Origin of the sequence: Sphingobacterium sp. GVS05A (assembly GCF_019969845.1) — a bacterium.
GTDB lineage: Bacteria > Bacteroidota > Bacteroidia > Sphingobacteriales > Sphingobacteriaceae > Sphingobacterium.
Genome location: NZ_JAHXYR010000007.1, coordinates 183,464 through 203,055, shown reverse-complemented (window position 1 = coordinate 203,055; position 19,592 = coordinate 183,464). Strand labels below are relative to the sequence as shown.

Genomic DNA, 19,592 nt, shown 5'->3' with positions numbered 1-19,592 from the left:
TATCTGGAGGTTACGTAACAAGATTTTAAATAATACATATAATATTTCTAAAGTAAGCAAACATAACACTAAACCAATTATTAATGAACGACAACAGTACAAAGAGCATCTGGAAAGTCATCGGTGCCTCTTCCATGGGGACACTCATTGAATGGTATGATTTTTTTATTTTCGGAAGTCTCTCCATCGTGATCTCAACGAAGTTTTTCCCCTCCGACAATCCGACAGCAGCTTTTCTATCTACATTAGCCACCTTTGCCGCTGGATTTGTCGTACGCCCTTTTGGCGCGTTATTTTTTGGTCGACTAGGTGATATTATAGGACGCAAATACACCTTTATGGTGACACTGATGCTCATGGGTGGTGCAACATTTTTGATCGGTTGTATCCCAAGCTATGCAAGCATCGGTTTTTGGGCACCATTAATTGTACTGATCCTACGTCTTTTACAAGGACTCGCTTTGGGGGGTGAATACGGAGGCGCAGCCACTTATGTGGCAGAACATGCGCCAGTGGGGCAACGCGGTTATTGGACATCCTGGATACAGACCACAGCTACATTTGGTCTATTTATATCTCTTGTAGTGATTCTTTTAACCAAAAACTTTCTGAGTGAAACACAGTTTGACAGTTGGGGCTGGCGCGTCCCTTTTCTACTCTCTCTAGTTATGGTCTACGTATCATATCTCATCCGTAAGAAGATGAAGGAATCACCCGAATTTAGCAAAGCCAAAGCTGAGGGCAAGACAAGTACAAATCCATTAAAAGAGAGTTTCGGAAATCGCTATAACCTCAAGTTTGTGTTATTAGCCCTATTTGGTGCAGCGATGGGACAGGGTGTGGTTTGGTACACCGGTCAATTCTATTCCATGAGTTTCATGAAAACAGTCATGCATCTCCAATCCGATCAGGCTGATACCATTTTAGGTATTGCACTGCTGCTAGGCACACCTTTCTTTGTCGTCTTTGGATGGCTTAGTGACAAAGTCGGCCGTAAATGGATCATGTTGGGCGGCATGCTCCTTGCCGTGCTGACCTACCGTCCAATCTACGAATCCATGTACCAGCTATCGAATGTTCAACAGAAAACAAAATTAAACGAAACAACAACACCGGGCACCGAACAAAATTCAGCCATTGTTACCGTCACCAAAAGTCAATATGACGATGGAACAGAAATGACCAGTTCAAAAATCCAACATCAGACAGGTGAGCTTAAAGGAAAAGAAACGATTAAAACAACCACCCATTTGGCCGGTAAAAATTATATCATGCTCGTTGCCCTTATATTTATTCAAGTGATCTATATTACGATGGTATATGGACCGATTGCGGCATTTTTGGTTGAACTATTTCCCGTAAAAATCAGATATACGTCCATGTCTTTGCCCTACCATGTCGGTAATGGTATATTTGGAGGGCTCCTACCCGCAGTTTCCACTTACCTCACCACTAACGCAGAAGCTTCCAACACCCCACAATTCTATTTAGCGGGATTAGGATATCCCATCATTATAGCCGCTGTCTGCTTTATTATTGGCAGTCTATATATCAACAACAAATCAACACCCCCAAACCATGAATAATCTAAAAAAGCTTCTCGGTATTGTATGGATCCTTTTGGCCATATACACCGCATACTTTTCCATTTTTGAACTGGCATTACCTAAGATTTCAACAGGGCACCAAGAGGATCTGGTCTTTGGTATTATTATACTGTGCATCTTAACGCCGATCATTTCCCTCGGTTTAGGTCTGTTTGGGTACTATTCTTTGCTAGGCGAGTACGACAGAAAGAAGATGTAATGCGTTAAAAAATACTTTATGGCCATCTTAATGGATTATTTATACCAGCAAGATGGCCCTCTGAACAATTTATTCTCATGAGAATCAGCACCCTAGAATAAAAAGGCATTTTTTCTTTCCTAAAACTATTTTTTTTTCTACTTTTGTGGCGGGTAAGTCTTCTACGACCAGCTCCCATTGACTCCCCCAGGTTGGGAACAAAGCAAGGGTATTTGGTTGAGCGGTGCGATAGGAGTAGCTTACCCTTTTTTTGTGCCCAAATTTTTGGTTCAATCCTCCTGCTTAACCTTACTTCAGCTCCTTTTTTAACAAAACAATTTGCGTTCTAAACTGGTCTATTATTATACATCGGAATATTAACAATTAAGCTTTATAGACAAATACACTGATTTACTGTCATTTACATTCAACGCAATTATAATTGTATATAAAAGCATTTTTATCTAAGTTTGTAATCGAATAAGAACTATCGTATGAGTTGGTTTAAAAGAGAAAAAGCTGGTATTAGCACAGCTACCGCTAATAAAAAGGAAGCACCAGATGGCATGTGGAACAAGTGTCCCACTTGTAAAAAGCCGTTGTTGCATCTTGAACAAGTAGAAAACGACTATGTTTGTCAATATTGTGACCATCATTTAAGAATTGGCTCCAAAGAATATTTTTCAATTTTATTTGACAATAACGAATTTACTGAACTATTCCCTAATCTAAATTCTGGTGATCCACTGGAATTCTTCGATTCAAAACCATACCCTGAACGCTTAAAAGAAAGTCAAGCAAAAACAGGTCTGAAAGATGCAATACGCTCAGGTCACGGAAAAATGAATGGCAAAGACATCGTGATCGCTTGTATGGACTTTAGCTTCATTGGTGGATCAATGGGATCTGTTGTAGGAGAAAAAATTGCACGTTCGATTGATTACTGTATTGAACATAAAATTCCATTTATGTTGATCTCAAAATCGGGTGGTGCGCGTATGATGGAAGCGGCATTCTCTTTGATGCAAATGGCAAAAACTTCAGCTAAATTAGCTTTATTGGCGCAAGCAGGACTTCCTTATGTTTGTCTATTGACGGACCCAACGACAGGCGGAGTTACTGCATCCTATGCGATGCTAGGTGATGTCAACATTGCTGAACCAGGCGCATTGATCGGATTTGCTGGCCCTCGTGTTATTAAAGAAACAATCAAAAAAGATCTTCCAAAAGGATTCCAAACATCCGAGTTTGTCCTTGAACATGGATTTTTGGACTTCATAGTTGACCGTAGACAATTAAAAGACAAAGTAGCTACTTATCTCAAATTGGTCGGATAAAACGGAAAAAGGAAAGCTAAATATAAAAAAGCTCTTAAAATATATTTTAAGAGCTTTTTTGTGCTATAATTAATTCCAGATTCACAATATTTATAAGTGATGCCAAAATGCCCAAATCTTCCTTTTTGACAAGTAATCGGGATCATCTTCGTGACGATAAGCTTCTCGCTCGAAAGAAATACTGAGATAGGCCTGATCAAAATCGCGCAAGCGAACAAAACGGATGACAAATTCACACAAATACCAAAGGTAGAATAACACAATCCCCAATTCCAATGCTTGACGCAAATGGATGCGCTCATGACGGATTAATGCCCTATTATCTTTAAAAGAGCCATATTTTAGAAATATAATAGGAAAAATAGTAATCGCATTAGCTTTACCAAAAGAGAGTAAATTTGTCCAAAACTTGCTAACTATAATCATACGATCGATCAAAATAGGTTTCAAACCTAGCCAAACTTAGCTAATTTAGTCTTCATTTACAATGATAACCATAATGCACAAATAGAAACAACATAGACTCAAGATCTACAACCCCTACAATAAGGCACACACCAAATGTTCATCACTTTTAAAATCTGTTTGGAATCAGAAAACAATTCGCTATTACCGACTCATTTTCATAGCTCTATTTCCTCCTGAACTAAAATAAGAAATCGCAAAATTTCTTTTTGAACTGGAATTTTTATTAAGTTTGCTATAGATTAATTGCGAAGATATGCCGTACAAAGAGCGTGAAATAAATAAATTGTATTATACAATGGGAGAAGTGACAGAGATGTTTGATGTAAATGCATCCCAGATACGTTTTTATGAGCGTGAATTTGATATTCTTCAACCCAAGAAAAATAAAAAGGGCAATCGTCTCTTTACGCAAGAAGATATCGCAAACCTCAAAATCATCTTCAATTTAGTAAAAGAAAAAGGATATACCCTGCAAGGTGCAAGAGACTATCTTCGTGACAATAAATCCGAAGCAAAAGAAAATCAACGCGTAGTGGACTCTTTAGAGCGGTTAAAAAGCTTTCTTCTGGAAGTACGTGACTCCTTATAACCTGTCACACCCTCAGAACTCCGTATCTGGTTTCACCAAACCCCAGATCCATACACACACGTGCCACAATTTTGCAGCAATATCTACAGGACCTTCAATTGACTATGTAATCGATATGCTTACGGATTCCTGCATTAAGCTAGTGGCAGCAATTTTTCTGGCAAATAAAATCTGATCTATAGAAGTCTGTAAATAGATCTTTTATTGGCTATCGCTCATTGAGTTCAATAACTTCTAGGTTTTCGATCTTATCTTTATTGATATCAAAGCGCATGAGTGTTCTTACTTTATGCCAACCATGTTTTCCTGCAGCTCCGGGATTGAGATGAAGACAACCGATTTTCGGGTCAAACACAACTTTAAGAATATGAGAGTGTCCCGTAATAAACAACTTAGGTGGATTTGCTATTAACTCGGCCTTTATCCGTCCTGCATATTTGCCAGGGTAACCACCAATATGGGTCATAAAAACCTCCACCTCCTCACAGGTAAACCGCAAATCTTCGGGAAAACGTAACCGCAGATCTCTTCCATCTATGTTTCCATAAACCCCACGTAAAGGCCTAAAAGCTTCCAATTGGTCCGCTACATCAGCATCGCCAAAATCCCCTGCATGCCAAATTTCATCACAATCAGCAAAGTACTTGAATACAGATTCATCTAAATAAGAATGTGTATCCGAAATAAGTCCAATTTTTGTCATAGTTTAGAAAGCTAAAAAATAAGGCGCCAAGGCATTCTTATAAGATTCCGAGTAAACACCCTTAGATTGATAAATCACAAATTCAGCTTGATCAATCGCTGTTGTTTGCATACGCCCGAAGGTCAAAATCTTTCGAATAACAGGATCCCCATCAAATGATCTTATCTGAATTTCAGCAGTACAATGCAATCCATGATCAATCGCCAGTGCGGTTAGGGTTTCTGCAAGTTGGGTAGGGAGAATCAAAACGAGTCTACCCACGGAAGTTAAATGCAACGACGCGAAGCGTAGCAATTCCCGAAAAAAGTCCAGATCACTGTGCCGGGCCAATTTCTTCCGCGCATCTGGGTTATGCAATGAATCTGTATAAAAAGGAGGATTCGATACTATCAGATCATAGAACACACCTGTTTGCAATTGTTGAAATGACTTGGCATGCAATACAAGACGGCTGCCAAAAATCGAATTACTGAAGTTTCTGCTCGCCATCTCTGCGGCCAACGCATCTATTTCCACAGCCTCTATCTGGCTATCGATCAAGCGCTGAGCCAACATGAGCGCAATCACACCAGTACCGGTACCCACATCCAAAACACGCTTCGCATCGCTTGTATCAACCAATGATGCCAGCAATACCCCATCTGTATTGATCTTCATCGCACAATTGGATTGATCAACTTCAAATTGTTTAAATCGAAATATTGACGCCATGAGCCAAAGATAAAACTTTTGGAATGTTTGCTGCAAAATAACGGCAGCATCATACAATTAATTTGTTAATTTAGTCTCTGATAAATCCATAAGCCATGATGATCCGTCAGTTCATTTTTGCATTATTTCTATTAATCTGTTTCCCTGTGACACAAAAGGTATGGGCACAGGAAACATGTGAAAAACACAGCGCAGAAATCCTCCCCTTCCTAACAAATTCACTGAACAGCAACGAATTCGACAAAATCGAACCATTATTAAATACACTACAAGCCAGTTGTGGTGTAACGGAATTTGGCCAACGTTTGCGGATTCTCCTGCTCATTATCGAAAAAAAGAATAGTTCCACTGAAATTGAACGTTATATCAACAATCAGTTGGATAAGACATTTGTTCAACGCTTAGATGCGGCCGACCGGGATGACTTTGCGTCTCAGTATGAACAAAATAAAGAAAAGTACAATTTCTACCCCTTGCGACATCCCTTGGATAATTTAATCAAGATCAGAGCCAAGGCACTTTTATCATCAGACAATTATAAGCTCAATAATAATGAAAGAGATATTCTTCACCTATTTGCTGACACGGATACTCCGGAAAATGGGCAAGCAGATCAAGATTATACCCAAGATATTGAAAGACCTCTTACCCCTCCTAAAACCTATGGGAACAGAAGCAAATCCAAATTAGGTTATGTCCCTTTGGTCGGTGTAATGAGTCCCCTAGGTGGTTCGAATAAGATCTTTGGCAGCAATGTCACCTTTGGGTTTATGTTGATGAGTTCATTGGAACGTAAATTTATCTTCGAGGGTGGTTTTAAAGTACGGATCAATTCAAATGATAGAAATATCGACTATAATTATGAAGGATCCAATGTTACAGTCAATTCATCCGCAACTGGATTTATAGGTGGCGCTGTAGGATACAAAATTTTTGATAATGAAAAATGTATTCTGATTCCCAAGGGAATAATAGGAATAGATATTACAGATACGGGTATTACGGAAAGTATCTATTCAGACGGATATTATGACCCAGATGGTTACTATTATGAGGGTGGTTATAACGATCGCATGGTAACCATTAATAATGTACACTTGGGATTAGGTTTTGCTTCTCTTTTCCAGATGAAGAATAAGAAATATGTCGGTATTGAACTTGGTTATCACTATGCACCTTATGACGCGAGTAGCAAGGTCCTGACACCGATACAATCAAACTATGGAAGTGTAGAAGTCTTTTTCAGATTTTAGTTTAAGATATAACGTTCGTGCTTTCACAAGCATCAACAGCAATGAAAATTTACTGAGAGTTCTTTCTGGTCAATAAACCGAGCATAGTGAGTTCATTGATACCTTAATGAAAAATACGAATCAATAAAAACAGATAAAAAAATACCATTCATTTAGCTACAACAATGGTCCATGCTAAATGAATGGTATTTCCTCAAGCGGCTATATCACGCGTTAATTTTTTAACAAACGCTGGATTTCATCCAGTTTCATCAATGCTTCCACAGGAGTCAGTGAGTTAACATCGAGGTTATTCAACATATCGCGGATTTTATTTAAAACAGGATCATCAATAGAGAACATCTGCAATTGGTAAGCCTGTTTCTGAATCTTACGCATACTATCTTTGATCTGCTCCCCACCAGTACGCTCCTGTTCCAATCGTTTTAAAATCTGATTGGCACGGTTCAACAACTTTGGCGGCATCCCCGCCAGCTTGGCAACATGGATACCAAAACTATGCTCGGATCCCCCTGGTACCAGTTTACGCAAAAAGATTACTTTATTATTGACCTCCTTTACGGTTACATTATAATTTTTGATACGGTCAAGCGAAGTTGACAGCTCATTCAATTCATGGTAGTGTGTCGCAAAGAGGGTCTTCGCTTTAGCGGCAGGATGATTATGCAAATATTCTGCTATCGCCCAAGCGATTGATATTCCATCATAGGTACTTGTTCCACGTCCAATTTCGTCCAAAAGGATCAAACTCCGATCAGACAGATTGTTCATGATACTGGCTGTTTCGTTCATCTCCACCATAAATGTAGATTCACCGGAAGAAAGGTTATCTGAGGCCCCTACACGGGTGAATATCTTATCCACCAAGCCTATTTTAGCTTCCTTGGCTGGTACAAAACAACCGATCTGCGCCATCAACACGATCAAGCCAGTCTGACGGAGCAGGGCCGATTTACCGGCCATATTGGGACCAGTAATTATAATAATCTGCTGCGCTTTCGGATCAAGATAGGTGTCGTTGGTAATATAGTCCTCCCCTATGGGTAGATTCTTTTCGATAACAGGATGACGTCCGCCCTTGATATCCAAAATCTTGCTATCGCTAATTACCGGTTTAACGTAGTAGTTTTTCTCAGCGACGATGGCAAAGTTGAGCAAGACATCCAACTTGGCAATAAGTTGTGCATTTAGCTGAACCGGTTTGATATATTCTGCAATGGCAACCAATAGTTCGGCATACAATCTATTTTCCAATGCCTGGATCTTTTCCTCCGCCCCAAGAATCTGCTCTTCATACTCTTTGAGTTCCTCTGTGATATATCGTTCGGCATTCACCAAAGTCTGCTTACGTATCCATGTTGTTGGAACCTTGTCTTTATGCGTATTGGTTACCTCTAGATAATAACCAAAGACATTGTTAAATGCGATTTTTAAAGATGGTATACCCGTCAATTCAGCTTCCCTCTTTTGGATTTCCAGCAAATAATCTTTACCACCAAAAGAAATCTTTCGAAGACGATCCAGTTCAGCATCAACTCCCGCAGCGATTACGCTACCTTTATTGATTGCCACCGGAGGTTCTGCCTGCAATTGCTGTTCAATCCGTTCACGAATCGCCACGCAGGCGTCTAATTGATCAGAAATCAGGGCGAGAGATTGTGCGTCCTTACGGTCGGTCAATTCCTTGAGCTTCTCTATAGCATGTAAAGCGCGTTTCAATTGGACGATCTCTCTGGGATTGGCTTTTTGGAGTCCAATTTTTGATATCAACCGTTCCAAGTCACCAACTTGCTTGATCTGGCCGATTAGGTCGTCTCGCAGTTCACGGTTGTTAAAAAAGAAATCCACGACATCCAAACGTTCCTGGATACCCTTTTTATCTTTCAATGGCATTACAATCCAACGCTTTAGTAGCCGCGCACCCATTGGACTGGCTGTATGATCGAGGACATCTGATAGCGTAACTGCATTTTCATTCATGGAACCGATCAGTTCCAGATTACGGATCGTAAATCGATCGAGCCACATAAACCGGTCCTCTTCGATTCGCGAAAGCGTAGAGATATGTTGTAGGTTACGGTGTTCCGTCTCATTGAGGTAATGCAGTGCAACTCCAGCAGCAACAACTCCTGCCGACATCCGGTCCACACCAAAGCCTTTCAGCGAGGCGACTTCAAAGTGCTTGAGTAAAGCTTCGGTAGCATAATCTCCGGTATAAGGCCACTCATCTAAAAAATAAGTATAATAATGTGCTCCGAACTGTTCAATAAAATCCTTGCTCTGTTTCTTCGGCAAAATGATCTCCGTCGGCTTGAAGCCCTGAAGCAATTTATCTATATAGGATGTACTTCCCTGAGCAACAAGAAATTCACCTGTCGAAATATCCAAAAAAGCAATTCCGATCTTATCCTTATCCGTAAAAATAGAAGCGAGATAGTTATTCGATTTCTGTTGAACAATATTATCATTGTAAGAGACACCCGGAGTAACCAATTCGGTGACACCGCGTTTAACGATCGTCTTAGTTGTTTTGGGATCCTCCAGCTGATCACAGATTGCTACCCGTTGACCTGCACGCACCAATTTAGGGAGATAAGTCTCCAGAGAGTGATGTGGAAAACCCGCCAAAGCCGTTTCGGATTCCGAACCATTTCCTCGTTTCGTCAAAACAATACCCAAAATCTGAGCCGCCTTGATTGCATCCTCACCAAATGTCTCGTAAAAATCGCCAACACGGAACAACAATAATGCCCCAGGATACTTGATCTTGATCGCATTATACTGCTGCATTAACGGAGTTACTTTCTTTTCTTTTGCCAACTTCTAAAATCAAATTTGTGAAGCGTAAAAATAGGATAATATCGTCGCTTTGACAAACAATACCCACAACTTCTCTATAAAATCATTTCCATTAAACAAGAATATACACTAAGTTTGTATCCGAAAAAATTCAGTCATGGCCATCAAGAGATCTGGTAAGCAAAATACGACCAGCAAACAAAAAAATACCTTTAAAAAAGTTTCCTTCAATCCGTTGAAGTCCATCAAATCACCCATTATCCGCATTATAAGTAGGATTGTTCTTTATTTTATCGGTATTAGTCTTTTTTGGGTTATTAGCTTACGCTTCATTAATCCGCCTATTACCTGGTTAATGATTCAACGAGGTTTTGAACTCAAGGAACAAGGAAAAGGGTTTAAATTGAAAAAAAACTGGTTGAGTTACGACGAACTTTCGGACAATTTAAAACTAGCGGCCATTGCAGGGGAAGATGCTCATTTTATGACCCACTGGGGTTTTGACCTCGAAGGTATTCAAAATGCCATCAAGAAAAATGCGCAGGGGAAAAAACTGCGTGGCGGAAGTACAATCAGTCAACAGGTCGCTAAGAACGTCTTTCTATGGCCAGGACGCTCCTGGTTAAGAAAAGGTTTCGAGACTTACTTTACCGTTTTAATTGAAACATTTTGGAGTAAAAAACGTATTTTAGAAGTCTATCTTAATGTCATTGAAATGGGACAAGGAGTTTATGGAGCAGATGCAGCTGCTGCATATTACTTTAGCAAAACAGGAAGCAATCTTTCCAAAAAACAGGCCGCATTGATTATTGCGATCTTGCCAAATCCCCGCGAATGGGATGCCCGTAATCCTTCTGCTTATGTCAACAGAAGGGCGAATGCAATAGCTAAATATTTACATCATTACACTATTCCCGAATAGTAACACGTGTATTAGATCGTTAGCATTAAATATAAAGATTTCAGTGATGTGGTATAGCAGATGGGATTCAGATGACTCGCTTTATCATATGGTTCATTGCTATCTCGTAACAACATAAAAAAAACGCCATTGATGAAATGGCGTTTTTTTATACATGTTCTTTTTGTTATGCAAATAATCTTTTATGCCAGCTTTCCTTAAAAGGGACCACCCAAGCATTATCCAATTGATGCTCGTAGGTAATTGTATTATCAAACACAAGCGTGTTATCATCTATTTCACCTGCCGCCAATAACCTTTCAAAACCTGAACGGTTGACTACCGCGACGCCGCTCGTCGATTTATACGCAAATTGCATACGATCGAAGAGTTGTACTCCGTACTTTTCTTCTATTCCTTTCAGAAAACGAACAGAGCTATCTACAGAGCAACCTGAAGCAGCAGCAATATCCTCGTCCACCTTTAGGATAATAAAAAGATGATCACGGAGCTCTGCAGAAGCAGACAAAGGCTTTCCATGAACTTTCCACTGCTCAGCAAAAGCGGCTAGTTCCACCGAAATTTGTTCACCTTCATCAACCGAAAGTATACGATCAGCCTGATAAATCCAAATACGTTTCATAAGTACACTCCTTTCCTTTATTAAATTAACCTATATAATAGGGTGAAATCATCAAATAGACAATGACACCTGTCACAGCGACATAAAGCCACATGGGGTATGTGATCCGTGCCAACTTTTTATGTCGCGCATAAGATCCCGAAATACCTCTTACAAAAGTAAAAAGAACAAACGGTATGATGATAATAGACAAGAGAATATGCGTGATCAATATAAAGAAATAGATTGGTCTCAAAATTCCCTCACCCCCATATTTTGTTTCAATAGACGTCATGTGGTAAGCCACGTACATTGCCAAAAAAGCCAAGGAACAGGCAATACAACATTTGATCAAACGTTCATGCAGCGCTTTGTTACCTTTCTTTATTGCAGCTACTGCCCAAAACAGCAAAATCGCAGTAACACCATTAATCGTCGCATAGATAGGCGGCAAAAAAGTCAATGGCTTCACATCATAACCCAATTTTTGTAGATTGACTGTAAACAATACGGCCACGACGACCGGTATCACAACAGACAGTATCCAAATCCACTTACTGTATTTTTTTTCTTTGATAAGACTCTCTTCCATGTTTCTAACTATCTCTTTTGTTCTATCGTAGCAGGATGATTTCGGATCTCCTCTACCAACAATAATTTAATTTCATCCTCCAATCGATCGATATCCGTCTTGACATTGATATCATAAATACCTCTGATCCGTCCCTTTGTGTCCAGCAAAAGATAGTTGGATCCGATGATAAAAGGTTTTGTTTTGTCGTTACTTGCGATAGCATCCTGCAATAAACTCTCTTTGGCAAATTTAAAGATATCAACAGAAGGATCTGTCACAAAAAACCAAGATTTAGTCCAGGGTTTGTAAACTTTAGCATATTTCGCAAGTACCTCTGGTGTATCGTATGTAGTATCAACTGTAATGGAATACAGTGTTACCTTTTTGTTATGAATAAAACGATTGGCAATCTGATCCAATCTTTTAATCATCGTTCTTGACAGCGATGCATCCCGCGAATACATCAGGTGAACGACCGAAAGTGTTGTATCATTATCCAATAAATGTACAGGCTTACGATCGTAATTAACAAAATTTACCGAAGGCACAGTATGATAGATTGTATCAGGGATATCCCGTCCCCATTTACGGTGTGTTGTTCCAGGAACTTCCTTCTTCCCAAAAATAGGTAAGGAAACGTAGCTATTGGAACCACTTTTATTTAGTATAAAATATAAAAATCCTGGCAATAAAAGAATTACTGCCAGGATCAATATAGTTTTAATACCTTTCTTTTGTCCAGTATTATTATCCATTATTCACTTTATCTATTTATTTGGAAACAATTGATGCTCCTGAAAAGCACCAGCCAAGAAACCTCCCTCAACTAACATCAGGACGATAAAATAAATAATAAAAATAAAGACTATTGCTACGGTAACGATGAAACTCGATTTTTCGAATTTCAAGTGCATAAAGAATGCAACGATATAATATGCTTTAACCAAAGTTAAAACGATATAAATAGTATTTACCAATGCACCTTTGGCCAAAATTTGCCAGTGGTGAACAAAACCTAATGCAATTAAGAACTCTAGACAAGTAAGCGCCAAAAGTACGCCAAATACTCTCCAGATGGCCTTCTTATCCATCCCACCTTCGTGAGCATGCTCTCCGTGAGCGATATTATCTTGATATTGTGACATAGCGATCTAAAATTATTAATTCAGTGATTAGATTAAGTAGAAGAATGTAAATACGAATACCCACACCAAATCCACAAAGTGCCAATATAAACCTACTTTTTCAATCATTAAGTAAGAACCACGATTTTCAAACGTATTATTTAACGTCATGAAAAGAATGATGATATTCAAAATAATACCAACTGTAACGTGGAAACCGTGGAAACCTGTAATCGTAAAAAACAAGTTTGCAAATTGCAACGCCGAAGTATAGGAAATATCGTGTGTAAAGTAAGGTAACAATGCCGTCTTAATTGCATCACCTTCTAAACCTGTCGCTGGGTTTTTACCAAACCAGAATCCCATGTGGTGTAAGTGAGTCCACTCGATAGCCTGACAGCCTACGAAACAGATACCACCCAAAATCGTCCAAAGCATCCATTTAACGACTTCATTCTTTTGATTACGGTGACCAGCTTCAACAGCCAAAACCATCGTTACTGAAGACATAATCAAAATAAACGTCATCAAACCAACGAATACCAAAGGTTGACCATGATCAGCAATACCCGGGATAGATTGGAAAATCTTATCAGGATCAGGCCATGTTGGGTGAGAAAAGCGTTGCGCGCCGTAATAAACCAAAAATGCAGAAAATGTGAAGGCATCCCCTACCAAGAAAAACCACATCATGATTTTTCCATACTCTAAGTTCCAAGGTGATTTTCCACCATTCCATGGACCAGTTTTTACCTTATCCAATTGCGATACTGTTGTACTCATTGTTTACTATTATTGATTCAAAAGTAAGAAAACATATATATAAATCCATAAAAGATCGAGAAAATGCCAAAAAATACTGGCAAGATCCATGCGGAAAAGGTTGCCGTCCTTAGGAAGTTTGTTAACTCCTATAATCGCGCCAATCAAAACGATCAAACCCGCAATAATATGTGCCAAGTGCATCCAAATAAAAACGTAAATAAACGATTGGGATGCATTGTTATTCACAAAATAAACACCTCTTTCGATTAATACGTTCCAAGCATGTACCTGTAACGCAAAAAACACGATGCCCAAAACAAAAGTGACCATTAACAAGGCCTTTTGTTTGGAAGAATCACCATTTTTAGCCGCTTTATGTGCTAAAAACATCGTAAGACTACTTACCGCAATCACAATTGTACTATACAATAGTGCATTGGGTAATAAAGTCTTGATCCCTTTGTCCACGCCACTCGCGGTATATACAATGAAACCACTGGATAACGCTGCAAACATCATGAACATACCCAACATACCCAACCAAAGGTTGAATTTCTGAGCTTTTCTCTGTACTAACTTCTCGTCAGTCTGTGCTTGTATATCTAACATTATTTCAAAGGAATAAAGTTAAGCAATAATACGAGTTGTGTAACAGGTAAATAGATGAACGATGTAAACATAACTTTCTTTGCCGAAGGAATATCACAATTCTTAAAAAGCAAATAGCCATAATATCCAAACATCAATCCACCGATAACTGACACTATCGTAAACCAAATTCCACCAAAGCCAAAATAATAAGGTATAAATCCAGCAGGAATCATTAACAATCCTGTAATGAATACCATAAAGGCCGATATCTTATCCCGTTTTGTAGTTGGTAACAGCCTAAAACCAGCCAACTTATAGTCATCATCCACAACCCAAGCGATTGCCCAGAAATGTGGAAATTGCCATAAAAACTGAATCGCGAACAAAACAAAGGGAATAATAATAATTGCGGCTTCGTTGTGTCCACTGTAATAGGCTAGATCATCCTGTGAAAAGGCAGCATAATAACCAATTAATGGCGGAAATGCGCCCGGGAATGCACCTACAAACACGGCTATTGGTGATTTTCTTTTTAAAGGTGTATAGATGAATGCATAAAGTAGGATACAAAAAACCGATAGTAAGCCAGCGACAAAATTTAAGCGGACCAATACCAAGGTACCCAAGATGCCCATAAAGACACTCATTACCAAAGCTTGACCTGTTGTCATCCGACCAGAAGGTAGCGGTCTATCCTCTGTACGTTTCATCAACTTATCTAGATCTTTTTCGATGATTTCATTAAAACCATTGGCAGAACCTGTTACCAGAAAACCACCCACAGTCAACAACAACCAATTGACCCAGAAAATTTCACCCTGTTGTTTTGATCCTATCAGAAAAGCAATTGACGCGGAGAATACCACCGTCAACGTAAGTCTTAACTTAACTAGCTTTTTAAAATCTGAAATAAATTCTTTCATAATTAAAAGAGACCTCCTACTACCAGTGTATTCAAACACATAGTTTTTAACATAAACATCTCGAATTTCAAAATTAATGCCTTTGCTTATTTAACAGCAACAACAGATAAAATTGAGCACCAAATAAAAGTGTCCCAACAACCAGATGCGTTGTCTGCGCAAATGCAGGTATTGCAAATCGAGCTAAGATAATTCCTGATAGCATTTGGATACCCACGAGGATCAATGCGATTAAAGCAAATTTAAACTGCTTAGATCCCGTATTGAAACTTGTGCGGACCAAAAAGAATAATACAATAACTAAAATCAAAGAACAATATGCCAACCATCGATGTACTTCGAATTGTTGGCCAATAGCTGTTATAAAATCGGCACGGGCAATGTTGGAGCCAGTCAATAGATCAACTTCCTCCCGAACACCCGTTCCGACGATCACCTGCGTTAACATCAACAAAATGGAGATCAACGCAAGACCTTTTAATACGCTTAAAGAACGATTAACCAATATGGTCTTGTCACGTAGTGTAACCGCTTTAAAGTATGTATATATACTTATACAAACAATTACAAGCGCCAAGAGCATATGTACAGTGATTATCCAAGGCATTAAATTGGTTGATACAACGATCGAACCTAACCAGGCTTGAATGACCACAACAAAAAGATTAACCACTGACCAAACAACGATCGAACTTTTTGATTTTATATACGTGAAGGAATAAATTGCAGTAAACAATAAACAGAATCCAGAAATAACTCCTACCAAGCGATTGATATACTCCGTCCAAGTCTTCGCAACATTAAATTCCTCATGCTGCAAAATACTTTTGTCGGTACGAAGCTTGTAAGCCATTTCCTTATCACCAAAAAATTCTACAATCTTGGCGAAACGTTCATTCTTCTTTGTTCTCCCTTCAATATAATGTTGTTCGTATCCTTGTGGTAATTGGGAAATATCTGTGGGTGGAATAATACGGTTAAAACATTTAGGCCAATCTGGACATCCCATGCCTGAACCTGTACTCCGCACAACACCCCCAGCAATAATGACCATAAATAGTACGATAATCGTAATAAAATTGGTCTTTATAAATCGCTTTTCAGCAGCTGGAAACATAATACTACCCCTACCTCTTAAAATACAAACTTGTATAAAATAGAGTAGGTACAAGCCCTACTCTATTCTACTAAATCTTATTAGTCTTTTCTACCATTTTGAGCATTCCATTCTGCTTGGATACGCTCAGCTTCCTCATCTCCTTCAAAATCATGAGGCAAATTCGAGCTCATCGTTTCAGAGAAAGGAACATCTTGAGGAATGAAATCCTCACCATGACCTGGCTTACTGTAATCGTAAGGCCAACGGTGTACTGCCGGAATTTCTCCTGGCCAGTTACCATGAATATGTTCTACCGGAGTAGTCCATTCCAAGGTATTCGATTGCCAAGGGTTTTGTGGTGCTTTCTTACCGAAGAAGATCGAGTAAAAGAAGTTCCATAAAAATGCAACCTGTCCCAAAGCAGCAATGATAGCAGCCCAAGTAACCAATTGATTCACAGAAACCCATTTTGCCATGAAAGCAAACTCAGTAAATGCATAATAACGACGTGGCACACCATCAATACCCATAAAGTGCATTGGGAAGAATACCAAGTAAGCACCGATGAAAGTCAACCAAAAGTGTAAATAACCTAATTTCGTGTTCATCATACGACCAAACATTTTAGGATACCAGTGGTAAACACCACAAAGCATACCAAAGATGGACGCAGATCCCATTACCAAGTGGAAGTGGGCTACAACGAAATACGTATCATGCAAGTTGATATCCAATGCCGCGTTACCCAAGAACAATCCTGTCAAACCACCGGAGATAAAGAACGATACCAAACCGATAGCAAACATCATTGCTGGCGTAAAACGGATGTTACCTTTCCATAACGTTGCAAGGTAGTTAAATGCCTTAACAGCAGAAGGAACAGCGATAATCAACGTTGTAATCATAAATACACCACCTAAGAACGGATTCATACCCGTCACAAACATATGGTGACCCCATACGATAAATGACAATACAGTAATACCGATCAAAGAGTAAACCATGGCATGGTAACCGAAAATTGGTTTACGTGAGTTTGTAGCAATAACCTCAGAAGTCAAACCTAATGCAGGCATAACTACGATATATACCTCAGGGTGACCCAAGAACCAGAATAAGTGCTGGAACAAAATTGGAGAACCACCTTCGTTAGGTAAAATCTGTCCTTGTACTACCAAGTCAGACAAATAGAATGACGTACCAGCGGCACGGTCGAAAATCAAAAGAACCACTGCAGATACCAATACTGGGAATGACAACATACCCACGATCGCAGTTAAGAAAAACGCCCAGATTGTCAAAGGCATTTTCCATAGATCCATACCTTTCGTACGCATGTTCAAAATCGTACTTACGTAGTTGATACCACCGATCAACTGAGAAGCAACGAATAGAACCATACTAACCAACCATAACGTCATACCTGTCGCAGATCCAGCGATTGCTGTTGGTACAGCGGATAATGGAGGATAGATTGTCCAACCAGCAGAAGCAGGTCCACTCTCTACAAAGAAAGAAGCGATCATGATTACTGATGCAATGAAGAACAACCAGTAGGATAACATATTCATAAAAGGCGACGCCATATCGCGCGCACCGATTTGATATGGAATTAATAAGTTACTGAATGTACCCGATAGACCCGCTGTCAACACGAAGAATACCATGACAGTACCGTGGATCGTCACCAAGGAAAGAAAAAACTCCGGCTTAATACGGCCACCCTCAGCCCATTTGCCCAAGAATACTTCTAATATAGGGAATTCTTTATCCGGCCATGCTAATTGGATACGGAATAATACTGATAAAAGCATCGCAAAAACTGCCATGATGATACCAGTGATCAAGAATTGCTTGGCAATCATCTTGTGGTCACCAGAAAAGATATACTTTCTGATGAATGATTCCTCGTGATGATGTCCGTGCGAATCGTGATGTTCAGCGCTATGCGATATTACTGTACTTGACATATTCGATTTTATATTCAAAAATTCTTAATTAGTTCAAAGATGCTGTAACTTGTACGCTATCCTTTTTTACGTTAGCCGTCTTACCACTGAATTCCTTTTGTAGGTCTTCAGTAAAATATTTATTTTGTTTAGCTAACCACTCTTTATATTGTGCCTCAGTTACCACAACCACTTTCTTTTGCATGTTATAGTGACCAGATCCACAGATCTTGTTACATAACATCACAAAATCATAGTTGTAGTCTCCCAAACGATCACGCATTTCTTCTGTTGTTACAGTAGGTGTGAATTGGAAATAGTTGGTCATTCCTGGTACCGCATTGATCTGAACACGGAAATCTGGAATAAAGAAAGAGTGAATAATATCTTTTGAAACGATATGGAAACGAACTGGTTTGTTTACAGGTAACCAAATTTCAGAACCTTGAATATCATCCCATGAATTTTTATCATTAAAATCGATACCGTAAGGATTTGTTGGCGTCGTCATTTTGTAATTACGTTTACCAATAACGCCGTCTGTACCAGGGTAACGTACTTGCCATTGAAATTGCTCTCCTAATACTTCAACCTGCAAAGCAGATTTTTGAAGATCCTCAGGAATATTGGTAATCGATCTCCAAGTAAAGAAACCAAACAATACCAATACGGTCAAAACTACAGCAGGGACGATTGTCCAAAGTTTCTCAATCGCATTGTTGTGTGGATAATAATAGGCTTGACGTTTCGCACGCATACGGTACAAAAATGTAAAAGTCATCAACAAAATATGTGTAATAACCAATACAAATGTTGTAATTGCAGTGGTGATGATAAACATGGTATCAATACGTTCACCATGTTCAGTTACCGCAGATCTCCAATATGCGGCACCCCAATGTACGTATGACCAGTAAACACCGTAAAGAAATACAACCAAGAAGATAAACAACAATGCCGATTGGAATGTGTTATTCGCAAATGGGTTGTATTTACCGTTCATTTTACGTGTCAATTCGTAGATCGAAAGTACCTTGCCAATAACAGCAACGATTGTACAAATAACTAAGAACAATAACACATAGTATGTGAAGTTTTTATAAACCTGAGGGTCTATTTGCTTCACTTCTTCAACAGCAGGAGCAGCTGCGCCAGCTTCTGTAGTAGAGCTAGCAGATGCAACAGCAGCAGTACCTGCTGCCGCTGTTGTATCTTTTGCAACCGAATCCGTTGCTGCAGGGGCAGCTACCGCTGTAGTCGCCACTTTAGCAGAATCAGATGCTACTGTATCTTGTTGACTTGCAAGAATAGGATTTGCAAAAAGCAGCCCTAGTGCAAGCACAAAACCCGAGATGGATTTGAATCTATTATTTAATTTAAAGCTCATTTCTTTTATAAC

20 protein-coding genes and 1 other RNA gene are annotated in these 19,592 nt (G+C 39.2%); 7 read left to right on the top strand and 14 right to left on the bottom strand.

The genetic code is table 11. The features are described 5' to 3' along the window. Positions 1-83: 83 nt before the first annotated feature. The 4 genes from LC454_RS18060 to accD all read left to right on the top strand — a co-directional run bounded on the left by LC454_RS18060 (position 84) and on the right by accD (position 3,122). Positions 84-1,586: an MFS transporter gene (locus LC454_RS18060; RefSeq protein WP_223583851.1), complete on the top strand. Its 1,503-nt coding sequence runs from the start codon at positions 84-86 to the stop codon at positions 1,584-1,586. Then, complete coding sequence (locus LC454_RS18055; RefSeq protein WP_104384975.1) at positions 1,579-1,806, top strand: DUF6814 family protein; 228 nt, start codon at positions 1,579-1,581, stop codon at positions 1,804-1,806. The genes LC454_RS18060 and LC454_RS18055 overlap by 8 nt, the downstream gene beginning before the upstream one ends. Positions 1,807-1,956: 150 nt before the next feature. Further along, positions 1,957-2,054: signal recognition particle sRNA small type (gene ffs, locus LC454_RS18050), an RNA gene on the top strand. 225 nt (positions 2,055-2,279) lie between these two features. Further along, on the top strand, positions 2,280-3,122 hold the full coding sequence (gene accD / locus LC454_RS18045; RefSeq protein ID WP_120261504.1) for an acetyl-CoA carboxylase, carboxyltransferase subunit beta: 843 nt from the start codon (positions 2,280-2,282) through the stop codon (positions 3,120-3,122). 90 nt (positions 3,123-3,212) lie between these two features. On the opposite strand, the gene LC454_RS18040 is transcribed toward accD, so the two are convergent. After that, positions 3,213-3,548, bottom strand: coding sequence for a hypothetical protein (locus LC454_RS18040; protein WP_223583850.1), 336 nt, complete (start codon positions 3,546-3,548; stop codon positions 3,213-3,215). Between the two features lie 295 nt (positions 3,549-3,843). On the opposite strand from LC454_RS18040, the gene LC454_RS18035 reads away from it, so the two are divergent. After that, positions 3,844-4,179, top strand: coding sequence for a MerR family transcriptional regulator (locus LC454_RS18035; protein ID WP_077437903.1), 336 nt, complete (start codon positions 3,844-3,846; stop codon positions 4,177-4,179). Between the two features lie 208 nt (positions 4,180-4,387). Here the strand turns inward: LC454_RS18035 and LC454_RS18030 are convergent, their stop codons facing one another. Together LC454_RS18030 and LC454_RS18025 are read right to left on the bottom strand one after the other, a co-directional pair. After that, on the bottom strand, positions 4,388-4,882 hold the full coding sequence (locus LC454_RS18030; protein ID WP_223583849.1) for a metallophosphoesterase family protein: 495 nt from the start codon (positions 4,880-4,882) through the stop codon (positions 4,388-4,390). A 3-nt stretch (positions 4,883-4,885) separates the two neighbouring features. Further along, positions 4,886-5,593: a tRNA1(Val) (adenine(37)-N6)-methyltransferase gene (locus LC454_RS18025; protein WP_223583848.1), complete on the bottom strand. Its 708-nt coding sequence runs from the start codon at positions 5,591-5,593 to the stop codon at positions 4,886-4,888. Between the two features lie 95 nt (positions 5,594-5,688). On the opposite strand from LC454_RS18025, the gene LC454_RS18020 reads away from it, so the two are divergent. Further along, the gene (locus tag LC454_RS18020; protein ID WP_223583847.1) at positions 5,689-6,846 is read left to right on the top strand and encodes a hypothetical protein; all 1,158 of its coding nucleotides are present in this window, start codon (positions 5,689-5,691) and stop codon (positions 6,844-6,846) included. Positions 6,847-7,059: 213 nt separating this feature from the next. Here LC454_RS18020 and mutS read toward each other — a convergent pair whose 3' ends face one another. Next, positions 7,060-9,666 carry a DNA mismatch repair protein MutS gene (gene mutS / locus LC454_RS18015; RefSeq protein WP_223583846.1) on the bottom strand — a complete coding sequence of 869 codons (2,607 nt, stop codon included), beginning with the start codon at positions 9,664-9,666 and terminating at the stop codon, positions 7,060-7,062. Between the two features lie 136 nt (positions 9,667-9,802). Here mutS and mtgA point away from each other — a divergent pair, with 136 nt between their 5' ends. After that, on the top strand, positions 9,803-10,567 hold the full coding sequence (gene mtgA, locus LC454_RS18010; protein WP_223583845.1) for a monofunctional biosynthetic peptidoglycan transglycosylase: 765 nt from the start codon (positions 9,803-9,805) through the stop codon (positions 10,565-10,567). Between the two features lie 166 nt (positions 10,568-10,733). On the opposite strand, the gene LC454_RS18005 is transcribed toward mtgA, so the two are convergent. The 10 genes from LC454_RS18005 to LC454_RS17960 all read right to left on the bottom strand — a co-directional run bounded on the left by LC454_RS18005 (position 10,734) and on the right by LC454_RS17960 (position 19,580). Further along, complete coding sequence (locus LC454_RS18005; RefSeq protein WP_223583844.1) at positions 10,734-11,189, bottom strand: ABC transporter ATPase; 456 nt, start codon at positions 11,187-11,189, stop codon at positions 10,734-10,736. A 25-nt stretch (positions 11,190-11,214) separates the two neighbouring features. Continuing rightward, complete coding sequence (locus LC454_RS18000) at positions 11,215-11,760, bottom strand: DUF420 domain-containing protein (protein WP_223583843.1); 546 nt, start codon at positions 11,758-11,760, stop codon at positions 11,215-11,217. Positions 11,761-11,768: 8 nt separating this feature from the next. Continuing rightward, the gene (locus tag LC454_RS17995; RefSeq protein ID WP_223583842.1) at positions 11,769-12,497 is read right to left on the bottom strand and encodes an SCO family protein; all 729 of its coding nucleotides are present in this window, start codon (positions 12,495-12,497) and stop codon (positions 11,769-11,771) included. Positions 12,498-12,509: 12 nt separating this feature from the next. Continuing rightward, positions 12,510-12,887: a cytochrome C oxidase subunit IV family protein gene (locus tag LC454_RS17990; protein WP_120261492.1), complete on the bottom strand. Its 378-nt coding sequence runs from the start codon at positions 12,885-12,887 to the stop codon at positions 12,510-12,512. Between the two features lie 27 nt (positions 12,888-12,914). Further along, a complete protein-coding gene (locus LC454_RS17985; protein ID WP_120261491.1) occupies positions 12,915-13,649 on the bottom strand; it encodes a cytochrome c oxidase subunit 3 in 735 nt (244 codons plus the stop codon). Positions 13,650-13,658: 9 nt separating this feature from the next. Beyond that, on the bottom strand, positions 13,659-14,240 hold the full coding sequence (locus tag LC454_RS17980) for a heme-copper oxidase subunit III (RefSeq protein ID WP_108635990.1): 582 nt from the start codon (positions 14,238-14,240) through the stop codon (positions 13,659-13,661). Beyond that, entirely contained in the window at positions 14,240-15,145 is a 906-nt protein-coding gene (gene cyoE, locus LC454_RS17975) for a heme o synthase (RefSeq protein ID WP_120261489.1), read from the bottom strand. Before cyoE ends, LC454_RS17980 begins: the two co-directional genes overlap by 1 nt. A gap of 73 nt (positions 15,146-15,218) precedes the next feature. Next, positions 15,219-16,262 carry a COX15/CtaA family protein gene (locus LC454_RS17970; protein ID WP_223583841.1) on the bottom strand — a complete coding sequence of 348 codons (1,044 nt, stop codon included), beginning with the start codon at positions 16,260-16,262 and terminating at the stop codon, positions 15,219-15,221. An 80-nt stretch (positions 16,263-16,342) separates the two neighbouring features. Further along, positions 16,343-18,214, bottom strand: a complete 1,872-nt coding sequence (locus LC454_RS17965) for a cbb3-type cytochrome c oxidase subunit I (protein ID WP_223583840.1) — start codon at positions 18,212-18,214, stop codon at positions 16,343-16,345. A 28-nt stretch (positions 18,215-18,242) separates the two neighbouring features. Further along, positions 18,243-19,580, bottom strand: coding sequence for a cytochrome c oxidase subunit II (locus tag LC454_RS17960; protein WP_223583839.1), 1,338 nt, complete (start codon positions 19,578-19,580; stop codon positions 18,243-18,245). Positions 19,581-19,592 lie beyond the last annotated feature (12 nt).